Origin of the sequence: Duganella zoogloeoides, assembly GCF_034479515.1 — a bacterium.
GTDB classification, from domain to species: domain Bacteria; phylum Pseudomonadota; class Gammaproteobacteria; order Burkholderiales; family Burkholderiaceae_D; genus Rugamonas; species Rugamonas zoogloeoides.
In genome coordinates this window covers 2734370-2747525 of sequence record NZ_CP140152.1, presented here as the reverse complement: position 1 = coordinate 2747525, position 13156 = coordinate 2734370, and the positions used below count along the sequence as shown (strand labels likewise).

9 protein-coding genes are annotated in these 13156 nt (G+C 64.0%); 1 reads left to right on the top strand and 8 read right to left on the bottom strand.

What is annotated here, in order from left to right; all coding sequences use genetic code 11:
- Positions 1–80: 80 nt before the first annotated feature.
- The gene (locus SR858_RS12190; protein WP_019921067.1) at positions 81–1031 is read right to left on the bottom strand and encodes a 2-hydroxyacid dehydrogenase; all 951 of its coding nucleotides are present in this window, start codon (positions 1029–1031) and stop codon (positions 81–83) included.
- Positions 1032–1167: 136 nt separating this feature from the next.
- Between SR858_RS12190 and SR858_RS12185 the strand changes: the two genes are divergently transcribed.
- Positions 1168–6249 (top strand): hybrid sensor histidine kinase/response regulator, encoded by a 5082-nt coding sequence (locus SR858_RS12185; RefSeq protein WP_322534576.1) that lies wholly within the window; start codon positions 1168–1170, stop codon positions 6247–6249.
- 10 nt (positions 6250–6259) lie between these two features.
- Here the strand turns inward: SR858_RS12185 and SR858_RS12180 are convergent, their stop codons facing one another.
- Genes SR858_RS12180 through cyoA form a run of 7 tightly spaced genes read right to left on the bottom strand, consistent with a single transcriptional unit; the run spans position 6260 to position 13042 of the window.
- Entirely contained in the window at positions 6260–6826 is a 567-nt protein-coding gene (locus SR858_RS12180) for a response regulator transcription factor (protein WP_019921065.1), read from the bottom strand.
- The gene (locus tag SR858_RS12175) at positions 6816–8177 is read right to left on the bottom strand and encodes an ATP-binding protein (RefSeq protein WP_019921064.1); all 1362 of its coding nucleotides are present in this window, start codon (positions 8175–8177) and stop codon (positions 6816–6818) included. Before SR858_RS12175 ends, SR858_RS12180 begins: the two co-directional genes overlap by 11 nt.
- Positions 8164–8991, bottom strand: a complete 828-nt coding sequence (locus tag SR858_RS12170; protein ID WP_019921063.1) for an SURF1 family protein — start codon at positions 8989–8991, stop codon at positions 8164–8166. Before SR858_RS12170 ends, SR858_RS12175 begins: the two co-directional genes overlap by 14 nt.
- Positions 8988–9404, bottom strand: a complete 417-nt coding sequence (gene cyoD, locus SR858_RS12165) for a cytochrome o ubiquinol oxidase subunit IV (protein ID WP_026637143.1) — start codon at positions 9402–9404, stop codon at positions 8988–8990. Before cyoD ends, SR858_RS12170 begins: the two co-directional genes overlap by 4 nt.
- Entirely contained in the window at positions 9401–10030 is a 630-nt protein-coding gene (gene cyoC, locus SR858_RS12160) for a cytochrome o ubiquinol oxidase subunit III (protein WP_019921061.1), read from the bottom strand. Before cyoC ends, cyoD begins: the two co-directional genes overlap by 4 nt.
- Positions 10023–12038: a cytochrome o ubiquinol oxidase subunit I gene (cyoB, locus tag SR858_RS12155; protein WP_019921060.1), complete on the bottom strand. Its 2016-nt coding sequence runs from the start codon at positions 12036–12038 to the stop codon at positions 10023–10025. The genes cyoC and cyoB overlap by 8 nt, the downstream gene beginning before the upstream one ends.
- On the bottom strand, positions 12035–13042 hold the full coding sequence (gene cyoA, locus SR858_RS12150; protein WP_026637141.1) for a ubiquinol oxidase subunit II: 1008 nt from the start codon (positions 13040–13042) through the stop codon (positions 12035–12037). The genes cyoB and cyoA overlap by 4 nt, the downstream gene beginning before the upstream one ends.
- Positions 13043–13156: the final 114 nt, after the last annotated feature.

The following is a 13156-nucleotide window of genomic DNA, read 5'->3' as shown; positions in this document are numbered from 1 at the left end:
GTAAGCAATGTTGTCACGATGACAGCAATGATACCTTGTGAATGTGACGCGCCGATGACGGGCCTATGCAGAAAGTGAGATTAGTTCACTGGAGTCAATAATCGGTTGCCGGCGAAATGCGCCAGCAGGTTATCGACCACCAGCTGTCCCATGGCGTGGCGGGTCTCCACGGTCAGGCTGCCCACGTGCGGCGTGAGCACAGCGTTGTGGACTTCACGCAACGCCGGCAGCACGCGCGGTTCATCGGCGAACACATCGAGCGCGGCCATGCCCAGCGTGCCGTCGCGCAGCGCGTCCACCAGCGCCGCTTCATCCACCAGGGCGCCGCGCGAGATGTTCACCAGCGTGCCCTCCGCGCCCAGCGCGGCCATCACCTCGGCGTTGATGGCGTGGCGCGTGGCCGGCGTGCCGGGAGCGCACACCACCAGGTAGTCGCTGGCGCGCGCCAGGTCGAGCAGCGAGTCCGCGCGCGGCGTCGCCACGCCATCGATGGCGCGTGGCTGGAAGTACTGGACGTTCATGCCGAACGCCTCGGCGCGGGCGGCCACCGCCTGGCCGATGCGGCCGAACCCGAACACGCCGCAGGTCTTGCCGCGCAAGGCGCGCGTGGGTTTGAGCGCCACGCCGGCCTCCCATTCGCCAGCGCGCACGTAGCGGTCCAGCGCCGGCAGGCGGCGCGCCGCGGCCAGCAGCAGGGTCAGCGCGTGGTCGGCCACGTCGTCGGTCAGCACGTCCGGGGTGTTGGTCACGGCCAGGCCACGGGCGCGGGTGAGGTCGAGCGGGATGGCGTCGAGGCCGATGCCGTTGATGGCCACCATTTCCAGCTTGGGCAACTGGTCGAGCAGCGCCTGATCGACGCCGATGGCGGCGGTAGTGAGCACGGCGCGCACGCCCGGCGCCACCGACGCGATATACGCGGCGCGCCCGTCCTGCGGCTGGCGCCATACGTGGTGGCAGTGGAAATGCTGGTCGAGTTGCTCCATCACGGAGGCGGACGGGCTGGCGGCAAGTACCAAGACTTCAGGTTTCATCAGGATTCCATGTGTTGTAAAGACTGGTAGCAATTGTACTGGGCAGCCGCAATGGACGCTGGTACTCGTGGACTTTCCGCAGGGTATTCCGTATGCTCTTAGCAATAGATTTGCCTGACGAGGAGTGCATTCTCACTTGAATATTCCGCCCGGATTGCCGCAAGTCACCCACGCCGCGTGGCGCCGGCTGCTGGCGCTCGTCCTCGAGCTGGCGACCTGGGCGGCCCTGGCCGCCGCGCCGGCGCACGCCGGCCAGGAGCGCTGGGACAACCTGGCCACACCGCTGTTCGAGCACCTGGGTCTCGACCAGGGCCTGCCCAATCCGGTCGCCACGGCATTGGCGCAGGATGGCGATGGCTATATCTGGGTGGGCACCCAGGCCGGTTTGGCGCGCTGGAACGGCTACCGCTTCCGCAGCTTTGTCCACGAAGCCTCCGATCTCGGTTCGCTGCCAGGCGACTTCATCCAGGCGCTGCACACCGACCCGGGCGGCCGCCTGTGGGTAGGTACCGCCAACGCCGGGCTGACGATGTTCGACCAGCGTACCGAAAAATTCGTGCGTCCCACCGACGAACTGAGCCACGGGGCCATCAACGCCATCGCCAGCGACAGCCAGGGCCGGCTGTGGGTCGGCACGCCCACCGCGCTCAAGTTGTACAACGTGGCCGAGGGCACGGTGCGCAGCTACACCCGCGACAACGCCCCCGGCCTGCCCGCCAGCGATATCCGCGCGCTGATGGTGGACCGGACCGGCACGCTGTGGATCGGCACCGCCAGCGGCCTGGCGCGCCTGCGTCCCGGCGGCGCCATCGTGCAGGTGCCGGTGGCAGTAGGCGGTCTCGGCGAATGGCAGGATGCGGTGCTGGCGCTCGGTGAAAACCGCCAGGGACAAATCGCTTTCGGCACCATGAGAAGCGGGATCGGCGTGGTCGGGCCGCAGGGCGAAAGCGCGATACTGGTCAAGCCCGGCGGCGTGTCCGACCTCGACGCGAACATGGTGCCGGGCATCGTCGAAATCGCCCCCGGTCGCTGGTGGGCCACCACCAACGGCAACGGCATTGTTGAATACCGCACCGACCATCGCGCCAGCACCCGCATCCTGCACCAGCCGGCGGTCCAGGCCAGCCTGAGCCACGACCGCAGCGCCGCTATCCTGCGCGACCGCAGCGGCATGATCTGGGTCGCCACCGAGCGCGGGGTGGACAGCTACGACCCGCACACGGAGGCGATCGATTCGGTGTTCGGCGCCGAGGGCCAGCTCGAAGCCGGCATCACCGCGCTGCTCAACGATGTCCACAACGACGTCTGGATTGCGCTGGGCGACCGCGGCCTCGACCTGGTGGACCCGAGCGGCAATCGCCGTGCCCTGCTGCGGCCCAACCCGCACCAGCCCGATGCCGCCCTGCCCAACCGCATGATCCTGGCGCTGGCCGAGGCCACCCCCGGCGAAGCCTGGATCGGCACTCGGGCGGGGCTCTACCTCACCAGCGAACATGGCAGCCAAGTGCGGCGGGTGGCGCTGCCCCAGGATAATCCGTACCCGGGCATCAGGGCCATCCTGCCGCAGGACGGCAAGCTGTGGCTGGGCACCTTCGACGGCTTGCTGCGCTACGACAGCGCCACCGGCATCGTCCGGCGCCAGGTACGAGGCGCGCCCGAGCACGGCGGATTGACCGACAACCGTATCAACGCCATGGTGATCGACGCCCATGGATCGCTCTGGATTGCCACCGGCAACGGTTTGAACCGGCTCGATCCGGAGACCGGCGTAGTGGAGCAGATCACGGCCGCGCCCAACATCTCGACCGAACTGTCGGCAGCGGACGTCACCGCACTGGTCTTCGACGCCCGGGGCCGGCTATGGGTAGGCACCCAGGGCGGCGGCATCTGCGTGCTGACGGGCCGCGATGCACGCGGCAAACCGGTCTTCGAGCGCATGGCGCCGACGGCCGGGCTGCCCGGCATGGCCACGAGTGCCATCATGAGCCTGCAAGCCGATCCGGCCGGCCGTATCTGGGCCGCCACCGGCGACAGCATCGTCGTCATCGACGCCAACACCTTCAAGGCCCACGCCATCACGCGCGCGGACGGTCTGGCCTTTCGTACCTTTTACCTGGGCGCCAGCGCGGTCACCTCCGACCGCGACCTGATCTTTGGCGCCACCACCGGCATGGCAGTGATCTATCCCGATCAGCTGGCCGACTGGAACCACCGGCCGCCGGTAGTGATCAGCGCGGTGCGCATCGACCAGCGACAGCTCACCGCCGCCCAGCTCAATGGCGACGGCGGGCCGGCCATCAGCCTGCGCGCCGACAGCCAGGGCTTCGACGTGGAACTGGCGGCGCTCGATTACTCGGCGCCGCAGCGCAACCGCTATGCCTACATGCTTGAGGGTTTCGACCGCGCCTGGATCGAGGTCGATGCCAGCCGCCGCATCGCCAGCTATACCCACCTGCCGGCCGGCGATTACGTGCTGCGCATGCGCGGCAGCAACCGCGAAGGCGCGTGGACCACGGAGGAGCTGGCGATGCAGGTCAAGGTGCTGCCGCCGTGGCACCAGACCTGGTGGGCATGGCTGGCCTACGGCCTGGCGTGCTGTCTGCTGGCCTGGGGCATGGTGCGCTGGCGCCTGCGCCAGTTGCAGCTCAAGGGCGAGGATTTGCAGGCGCTCGTGTATTCGCGCACCCAGCACCTGGAAAAGCTCAACGCCATCGTCCGCTCGATCAACGAGCAGCTCGATTTCGACGCCCTGCTGCACACCATCTTGCAGGAATCGACCGCCGTCCACGGCGTCGATTCGGCGCTGGCTCTGGTGCGCGAGGATGGCAGCGACATGCTGGGCCTGCGCGCCGCGTGGGGCCGCATCGACGTTGCCGACGACGCCTACCGCATCGACCTGCGCCAGGCCGAGTTGCGCTACGCGCCGGCCGGCTGCGAGATTGCGCCGGACATTTTCAAGATTCACCATGACCACGCGCTGCCCGGCGACGTGCATGCGCTGCTGTCGGTGCGGGTGGTGATCGACGGCCAGGTCGAGGGTTACCTGATCTTCGAAAACTTCCAGTACCAGGTTTCGTTCAATGACAGCGACATCGACCTGCTCAAGGCGCTCAAGGAGCCGTTCGTCTCGGCCTACCAGAAGGCGCGCGCACTGCGCGCCATCGAACGCGCGCGTCTGAACGCCGAAGCGGCCACCCGCGCCAAGAGCGAATTCCTGGCCAATATCAGCCACGAGATCCGCACGCCGATGAACGCCATCCTCGGCTTCGCCGGCTTGGGCACGCACCTCGATATCGGCTCGCAGCCGCTCGATTACTTCCGCAAGATCGGCCGCGCGGGCCAGAGCCTGCTCGAGATCATCAACGACGTGCTCGATTTTTCCAAGATCGAATCGGGCAAGCTGGAACTGGAAGCGCTGCCGTTCGACCTGCTCGACACGCTCAACCAGCTGGCCGACCTGTTTTCCTGGCGGGCATCCGAACGGGGACTGGAACTGGTGATCTGGGCTACACCCGAGGTACCGTCGAACCTGCTGGGCGACCCGCTGCGCCTGTCGCAGATCCTGGTCAACCTGGTGGGCAACGCCCTGAAGTTCACCGCCAGCGGCCAGATCGAAGTGCGGGTGGAGGTGGCAACCCCGGTGCCGGACCAGCCGGTACTGCCCGGCATGGTGGCGCTGCGCTTCGCGGTCGAGGACAGCGGGCTCGGTATCAGCCCCGAGCAGCAGGCGCGCCTGTTCCAGGCTTTCTCGCAGGCCGACGCCAGCACCACGCGCCTGTACGGCGGCACCGGGCTGGGGCTGGCGATCTCGCAGCAGCTGGTACGCAAGATGGGCGGCGTGATCACGGTCGACAGCGAACCGAACGTGGGCAGCAGTTTCGGTTTCACGGTGCAGATGCAAGTGGCGGCGGCCCAGGGCCAGCGCCAGGCGCCGGTGCCCGAGGCGGCGCTGGGCAAGCGCGTGCTGATCGTGGACGACAACAACTCCGTGCGGCACAAGCTCAGGGTGCAGCTGACGGCATGGGGCCTGAAGCCGGCGGCGGTGGCGTCGGGCGCCGCAGCGGTGGCGGCAATGCAGCTGAACCAGTACGACATGCTGCTGATCGACGCCGAGATGCCCGATATCGACGGCATCGAAACCCTGCAACGGATTGCCGAAGACGGCGAACTGGCGGCCGTGCCGCCGGTGCTGATGGTGAGCGCCTACGCACGCGAGCATCGCTTCCGGGGCGCAGAACTGCTGCGCACCACGCCCTTCATCGACAAGCCTGTCAACCCGTACTTGCTGCGCAGCGCAGTGCTGATGGCGCTGGGGCTCGAAGCTGGCCAGGGGGCGGTAAAACTGGCGCCGCCGCCCTCGTTCGCGGTGCAGCGCATCCGTGGCGCGCACGTGCTGGTGGTGGACGACAACAATATCAACCTGCAGGTGGCCAGCGAAATTTTGCAGCGCGCAGGCGTGCGGTCGGACCTGGCGTCGAGCGGCGACGAAGCCGTGCGCATGCTCAACGACCGCAAATACGATGCCGTGCTGATGGACATCCAGATGCCCGACATGGACGGCTACCAGGCCACCGCCCTGATCCGCGCCGACGAACGCCATGCCAGCCTGCCGATCATCGCCATGACCGCGCACGCGGTGGCCGGCTACCGCGAGCGGTGCCTGAACATGGACATGAACGATTACGTGACCAAGCCGATCAACCCGGAAACGCTGTACACGGTGCTGGCAGCCTGGGTGGCGCCCGACCCTGCCAGCGCGGCGGCACTGACGGCACCGGCGCTGTTGACGCAGGCGCTGCCGCCCGCGCCAACGCCGGTGCCTGCCATCGCACAATCCTTGCAGGCATCGCAGGCGCTGCAAGCACCCGCGCCGCCGGCGCCATCGATGCCCGGCATCGACATGACAGCCGCCCTCGAGCGCCTGGGCGGCAACGCCGCCCTGCTCAAACGCCTGCTGGCGATGTTCGCCAAGGACTTCGAACCATCGCAACGCCTGATCCGGGCAGCTGTGGACGCGGGCCGCTGGCTCGATGCCGCCGACCTGGTCCACAAGGTGCGTGGCGCAGCCGGCAACATCTCTGCCACCGAACTATACGAATCGGCCACCGCGCTGGAAGACCGCCTGCGCGCCCAGCACGAAGACCTGCAAGGCTTGCTGGCCGCCTTCAACCATGCTCTTGGCATCGTCATGCAAAGCGCGCGGGCCGACGCCGCCTGAGCGGATCAGGTCATTTGACGCGCTGTTTTTCCAGCTTGCGGGCCAGCGTGCGGCGGTGCATGCCGAGGCGGCGGGCCGCTTCGGAGATATTGAAGTCGGTCTCCGCCAGCACCGTGTGGATGTGCTCCCACTCCAGGGTTTTGACCGACGTGGTGCGGTTGGTGACTTCCACTTCGGCGGTGCCGGCCACGTGTTCGAACGCGGCCTCGATGTCGTCGGTGTTCGACGGCTTGGCCAGGTACTGGCAGGCGCCCAGCTTGATCGCTTCCACTGCCGTGTTGATGCTGGCGAACCCGGTCAGCACCACGATCAGCATGTCGGGATCGTGCTGGTGCAACATCTGCACGCACGCCAGGCCGGACGAATTGCCCTTGAGTTTCAAATCCACCACGGCGTAGCCGGGCGAATTGTCCATCAAGGCCGCGCTGGCCTCGTCGACATTCTCGGCCAGTAATACCCGGTAGCCGCGCCGCTCGAACGAGCGGCCCAGCGTACGGGCAAAGGCGGCGTCATCTTCGACCAGCAGAAGTACGCGTTGATCCGATACGTGTTGATCGGCGACGGGTTCAGTAATCATGTGCTTGTTCCGGTTGTATGGCGATGGCCGACAGCGGCAGGTGGACCCGCACCACCGCCCCGCCCTCTTCACGATTGCTGGCGGCCACGGTGCCGCCCAGCGTGCGCGCCACGTTCACCACCAGGAACAGTCCGAGTCCACCGCCCGGCCGTCCTTTGCTTGAATTATACGGCTTGCCGAATTGCGCCAGGATCGCCTCGGCAAAACCGGGGCCGGCGTCGGTCACCGTCAGTACCAGCGCATTTGCCTCGATCACCGCGTCGAGCCGCAGCCAGCGCGGCGACGCTTCGAGTGCGTTGTCGAGCAGGTTACTGATCATCTGCTTGACCGTGGAGTCGGCCACGACCGGCAAGTCCACCTCGACGCGGTTGTCGAACTCGAATTGCTGTACCGGCCGGCCGATGCGCCATTCGGCCGTCACGTCGTACAGGAAATCGTCGAGCGTGGTCGCTTCCGACGATTCACCGCGCGTTTCGCCGGCCGACAGCAGGATGCCGCTGACGATGGCCTTGCAACGCTGGAGCTGGGTCTGCATTTCGCCGATCTCTTCGAGCAGTTCCGGGTTGCCCTTGAACTCGGGCATACGCTTCCAGTCGCCGAGGATGACGGCCAGCGTGGCCAGCGGCGTGCCGAGTTCGTGCGCTGCGCCCGATGCAAGCAAGCCCATGCGTACGATATGTTCTTCTTCGGCCGCGCGCTGGCGCAGGTCAGCCAGCTTGCTGGCCGTGGTGCGCATATTGCGCATGATGCGGTTCACGAACACCACCAGCAACGCGGCGTCGATGATGAAGCACAACAGCATGCCCTGCACGTACAGGCTCATGATGCCGCGCTCCTGGTCCAGCGGCAGGCGCAGCGGCTCCGAGAACAGCGCCAGGCCGGCGATGCAAAAACCGGTAACGCCGGCAATGGTCCAGGTGGACCAGGTTTCCAGCAGCACCGCGCCTAAAATTACGTGCAGCAGGTACAGGAACACGAACGGATTGGTGGCGCCGCCGGACAGGTACAGCTGCGCCGTCAGGCTGGCCACATCGACCGTCAACGCCAGCAGCAGCTCGCTGTTGGACACCACCTGGTTTTCCTGCCAGCGCAAGGTGCTGGCGATATTGAAGGCGATCAGGCACGCCAGTACGTTGAGCATGGCCGGCATCGGCAACTGCACGTCGAGCAGCATCGAGGCAATCGCGATCGTTGCCACCTGGCCGACCACGGCGATCCAGCGCAGCTGGATCAGCTGCTGCATGTTCTTGTGGCCGGCCGCGTGGGTGATCGAGTTGGCTGCCGCCAGCGGCTCGATCACCGGCAGCGGCCTGCTGCCATGGTCGAACGGGTTCTTGTTAGCTTTCGCCATTCACGCCTTCTTGTTTACTCCTGCGGGCATCGCGCACCACCCACACGGCAGCGGCCACCACCATCAGCGCCAGGCCATACCAGGTCAGCGCGTATACCAGGTGATTGTTGACGAACGATACCACCGTCAGGCCGCCCACAGGCACGGCGGTTTCTCCCGGTACCGGCAAATTGGCGGCCGCAGCGGAGGCTGCGTCGGCGTCGATAAAGTATGGCGCCACGGCCGGCAAGCCGCGCGCCTCGGCAATCGCCTTGGTGTCGCGCGTGTACCAATAATTGCGCGCCGGTTCGTTCTTGCGCAGCGAACTGGCAATCTCGCTCAGGCGCAGCAGGCCCGATACCGTGCTTGGCGCCGGTGCCGACTCGGCCAGCGTGCCGCAGGCATCGGCTTGCACTTTCGGTGGCGCCGGTTGCGCGCGCCAGCCGCCCGCGCCTGCCGGCACGAAGCCGCGATTGACCATGACAATGCCGCCATCGGCCGTGCACAGGGGCGTCAGCACCCAATAGCCGATGCCGCGGTCGAGCGAGGCCAGGGTCAAGGTGTCGGCGCCCGGCAGGTACGTGCCGGTGATGCGCACGTGGCGATACTCGTCGGTCTCGGCGCTGACCAGCGGCCACTGGGCCACGGTCGGTGCGTCGATCGCAGGCGCGTGCACGCGCTGGTCCACCCGTTCGATCAGGGCCAGCTTCCATTGCAGTCGATAGACTTGCCAGGTTCCCAAAGCAAAAAACCCTGCAAACATCAACCCGGCCAGAATGGCCAGGCTGATGCGCAGGGTGCGGGAACGCTGGCGCTGTTCAGCGCCGCCCGTCATTTCATCTCATGCATGTTGTGCACGTCGTCACCCATCGAAGGCATCATGTTGATGTTCATGTGGTACATGACCCAGATCGAACCGGCCATCACGATGATCAACAGGATCAGGGTAAACAGCGTGGACAGCAAGGTCCAGCCGCCTTCGTTTTTGCCGTTCATGTGCAGGAAGTAGATCATGTGAACGACCACCTGGACGGCGGCGAAGCCGAGGATGACGAAGGCGGTGGTGCTCGACTTGTCGAACACCTTGGCCATCACCAGCCAGAACGGAATCGCGGTCAGGATCACGGACAGCACGAAGCCGATCGCGTATTCCTTCATCGTGCCATGGTTGCCATCGTCCTGCTCGTGATGACCATGGTCGTCGTGGCCGTGGTGGTCGTGACCACCGTGATTAATTGGCGCGCTCAAGGCAGAACTCCCATCAGGTAAACAAAGGTAAACACACCGATCCAGATCACGTCCAGGAAGTGCCAGAACATCGACAGGCACATCAGGCGACGACGATTTTCAACGGTCAGGCCGTGCTTTTTCACCTGGAAGATCAGGGTGACCAGCCAGATGATACCGAACGTCACGTGCAGGCCGTGGGTACCGACCAGTGCGAAGAACGAGCTCAGGAACGCGCTGCGCTGCGGACCGGCACCCAGGTGGATCAGGTGCATGAACTCTTCGATTTCGAGGAACAGGAAGGCCAGGCCGAACAGGCCGGTCACGATCAGCCAGCCGATCACCGCGCCAACCTTGCGGCGCTGGGCGGCGATCATGGCGAAGCCGTACGTGATCGACGACAGCAGCAGGAACGCGGTGTTCAGCGCGATCGTGCCCAGTTCGAACAGCTCGGCGCCGGTCGGGCCGCCAGCATAGTTGCGGCCCAGCACAGCGTAAGTGGCGAACAGGCCGGCGAACAGCAGGCAGTCGCTCATCAGGTACAACCAGAAGCCCAGCAAGGTGCTGTTCTCCGGGTGGTGGTCGCGCGTCCAGTAACGCGCGCTTGGGTCGGCGCTCGCGGCGCCGTTAGCGGTAATTTCAGACATGACGTTCCAGCAGACGAGTATGGGCTTCTTCGGTACGAACTACTTCTTCCGCAGGGATGTAGTAGTCGCGCTTGTAGTTGAACGTGTGGACGACGATCGCAACCATCATGGCCACGAAGCTCAGGCCGGCCAACAGCCACATGTGCCAGATCAGGCCAAAGCCAAGCACGAAGCTGATGGCGGCGATGATGAAGCCCATCTCCGTGTTCTTCGGCATGTGGATGGCCACGAAACCGCTCTTCGGACGCTGATAGTTGTTTTCTTTCATATCAGCCCAGCTGTCGCTGTCGTGCACGACTGGCGTGAATGCGAAGTTGTAGTCTGGCGGTGGCGACGAGGTCGCCCACTCCAGGGTACGGCCGCCCCATGGGTCGCCGGTCACGTCGCGCAGTTTTTCGCGGTTCATGAAGCTGACGAACAGCTGAATCAGGAAGGCGCCGATACCGGCTGCGATGATCAAGGCGCCAATGGCGGCGATGATGAACCATTTTTGCAGCGAAGGGTCGTCGAAGTGGTTCATGCGGCGGGTAACGCCCATGAAGCCCATCACGTACAGCGGCGTGAACGCCACCCAGAAACCGACCAGCCAGCACCAGAACGATACCTTGCCCCAGAACTCGTCGAGTTTGTAGCCGAACGCTTTCGGGAACCAGAAGTTGATACCTGCGAACAGACCAAACACCACGCCGCCGATAATCACGTTGTGGAAGTGGGCGATCAGGAACAGCGAGTTGTGCAGCACGAAGTCGGCTGGCGGAACCGCCAGCATCACGCCGGTCATACCGCCGATAACGAAGGTCAGCATGAAGCCGATGGTCCACAGCATGGGGACTTCAAAGCGGATGCGGCCCTTGTACATCGTAAACAGCCAGTTGAAGATCTTCGCGCCCGTCGGGATCGAGATAATCATCGTGGTGATACCGAAGAACGAGTTGACGCTGGCGCCCGAACCCATGGTGAAGAAGTGGTGCAGCCATACCAGGTACGACAGGATGGTGATCACGACGGTGGCGTACACCATCGAGGTGTAACCGAACAGGCGCTTGCCCGAGAAGGTCGAGACGATTTCCGAGAACACGCCGAATACCGGCAGGATCAGGATGTACACCTCCGGGTGGCCCCAGATCCAGATCAGGTTCACGTACAACATCGGGTTACCGCCGAGTTCGTTCGTGAAGAAGTTGGTGCCGACGGTACGGTCCAGCGACAGCAGCGCCAGGGTCACGGTCAGGATCGGGAACGATGCAACGATCAGTGCATTGGTGCACAGCGAGGTCCAGGTGAATACCGGCATTTTCATCAAGTCCATGCCTGGCGCGCGCATCTTGACGATGGTCGCGATCAGGTTGACGCCGGACAGTGTGGTACCCACCCCGGCCACCTGCAACGACCAGATATAGTAATCGACCCCCACATCAGGACTTGCCAGCACGCCCGACAGTGGCGGGAACGCCAGCCAGCCGGTCTTGGCGAATTCACCGATGAACAGCGACGCCATGGTCAGCATCGCGCCGAAGGTGGTCATCCAGAACGAGAAGTTGTTCAGGAACGGGAATGCCACGTCGCGCGCGCCGATTTGCAGCGGCACCACGTAGTTCATCAGGCCGGTTACCAGGGGCATGGCGACGAAGAAAATCATGATCGTGCCGTGGGCAGTAAACACCTGGTCGAAGTGGTGCGGTGGCAGGAAGCCGGGATTGTCGCCAAAGGCCATGGCCTGTTGCGCACGCATCATGATGGCGTCGGCAAAGCCGCGCAGCAGCATGATAATACCGAGCACCATGTACATGATGCCGATGCGTTTGTGGTCGATACTGGTAATCCAGTTGCGCCACAGGGTGCCCCACAGTTGGAATTTGAACATGAGGGCCAGGAACAGTATGCCGCCCAGCGCCACGCCCGCGAAGGTGCCGATCAGAATAGGCTCGTGGAGCGGGATGGCCGCCCACGACAACTTACCCATGATCAACGAAGTTGATGTATTCAGGTTGGTATCAGACATGGTCATTCTTTACGGATAGTTGGTGCGGCAACCGCAGCGGTAGCAACGTCGGTTTCGCAAACTTCTGCTTCCAGTTGCTTGGCGACGGCAGCGGCTTTGACGCGCTTGGAATCGCTATGCATCTGCTCGTTCATGCACACGGCGCCATCGGCAACGCAACGGTTGACGACGCGGTCGAACAGGCCCTGCTCCACGGAGGCGAAGTGCATGATCGGGTGCTTGATGGTCGGCTTGTCCAGGGCGATGAATTCAGCGCGGTTCAGCTCACCACCACCGGAGGCCTTGGCCTTGGCGACCCAGGCGTCGAAGTCGGCTTGCGTCACGCCGTGGTACTTGAAGCGCATCTGCGAGAAGCCGGCGCCGCTGTAGTTGGCCGAGAAGCCGTCGTACACGCCCACCTTGTTCATCACTGCGTTCAGTTCCGTTTGCATCGAAGGCATGGTGTAGATCATGCCGGCCAGTGCAGGAATATAGAACGCGTTCATCACGGTCGTCGAGGTCAGCTTGAAGCGGACTGGCACGTCGATCGGGGTGTACAGCTCGTTCACGGTGGCAATGCCCTGTTCCGGGTAGATAAACATCCACTTCCAGTCCAGCGCCACGACCTGGATTTCCATCGGTTTGACGTGGGCGGCCAGCGGACGCTCATGGTCGATGCGCGACAGCGGACGATACGGATCGAGCAAGTGGGTGTAAATCCAGGTGATCGCGCCCAGCACGATGATGATCAGCAGCGGTGCGCCCCAGATCAGCAGCTCGAGCTTGGTGGAGTGATCCCAGTTCGGTTCGTATTTGGCGGAAGTATTTGACTTCCTATAGCGCCAAGCGAACAGACAGATCAAAAACATAACAGGTACGATGATCAACAACATCAGCAAGGTTGAAATGACAACCAGATCAGCTTGCTGTGCAGCGATATCTCCGGACGGGTTCAACACCACCGTGTTGCAGCCAGCTAGCCACAACAACGGTGCGAGGAACAGTCCACGGCGGACGAGAGGAGGAATCATGCGGTAATTTTCGTTACTAATGATGGATAACATGCTACTGTACCAATCACGGGTGCTTCATGCTATTGGACACTTTGTCCTACCGGCCATGGACGCGCGCGATAATTATTAACT

What these genes read in the sequence shown, in the direction of transcription:
- cyoC (WP_019921061.1), bottom strand. Translation starts at nt 10,030, where the DNA reads ATGTCTGAAATTACCGCTAACGGCGCCGCGAGCGCCGACCCAAGCGCG.
- SR858_RS12180 (WP_019921065.1), bottom strand. Translation starts at nt 6,826, where the DNA reads ATGATTACTGAACCCGTCGCCGATCAACACGTATCGGATCAACGCGTA.
- cyoB (WP_019921060.1), bottom strand. Translation starts at nt 12,038, where the DNA reads ATGACCATGTCTGATACCAACCTGAATACATCAACTTCGTTGATCATG.
- cyoA (WP_026637141.1), bottom strand. Translation starts at nt 13,042, where the DNA reads ATGATTCCTCCTCTCGTCCGCCGTGGACTGTTCCTCGCACCGTTGTTG.
- SR858_RS12190 (WP_019921067.1), bottom strand. Translation starts at nt 1,031, where the DNA reads ATGAAACCTGAAGTCTTGGTACTTGCCGCCAGCCCGTCCGCCTCCGTG.
- SR858_RS12175 (WP_019921064.1), bottom strand. Translation starts at nt 8,177, where the DNA reads ATGGCGAAAGCTAACAAGAACCCGTTCGACCATGGCAGCAGGCCGCTG.
- SR858_RS12170 (WP_019921063.1), bottom strand. Translation starts at nt 8,991, where the DNA reads ATGACGGGCGGCGCTGAACAGCGCCAGCGTTCCCGCACCCTGCGCATC.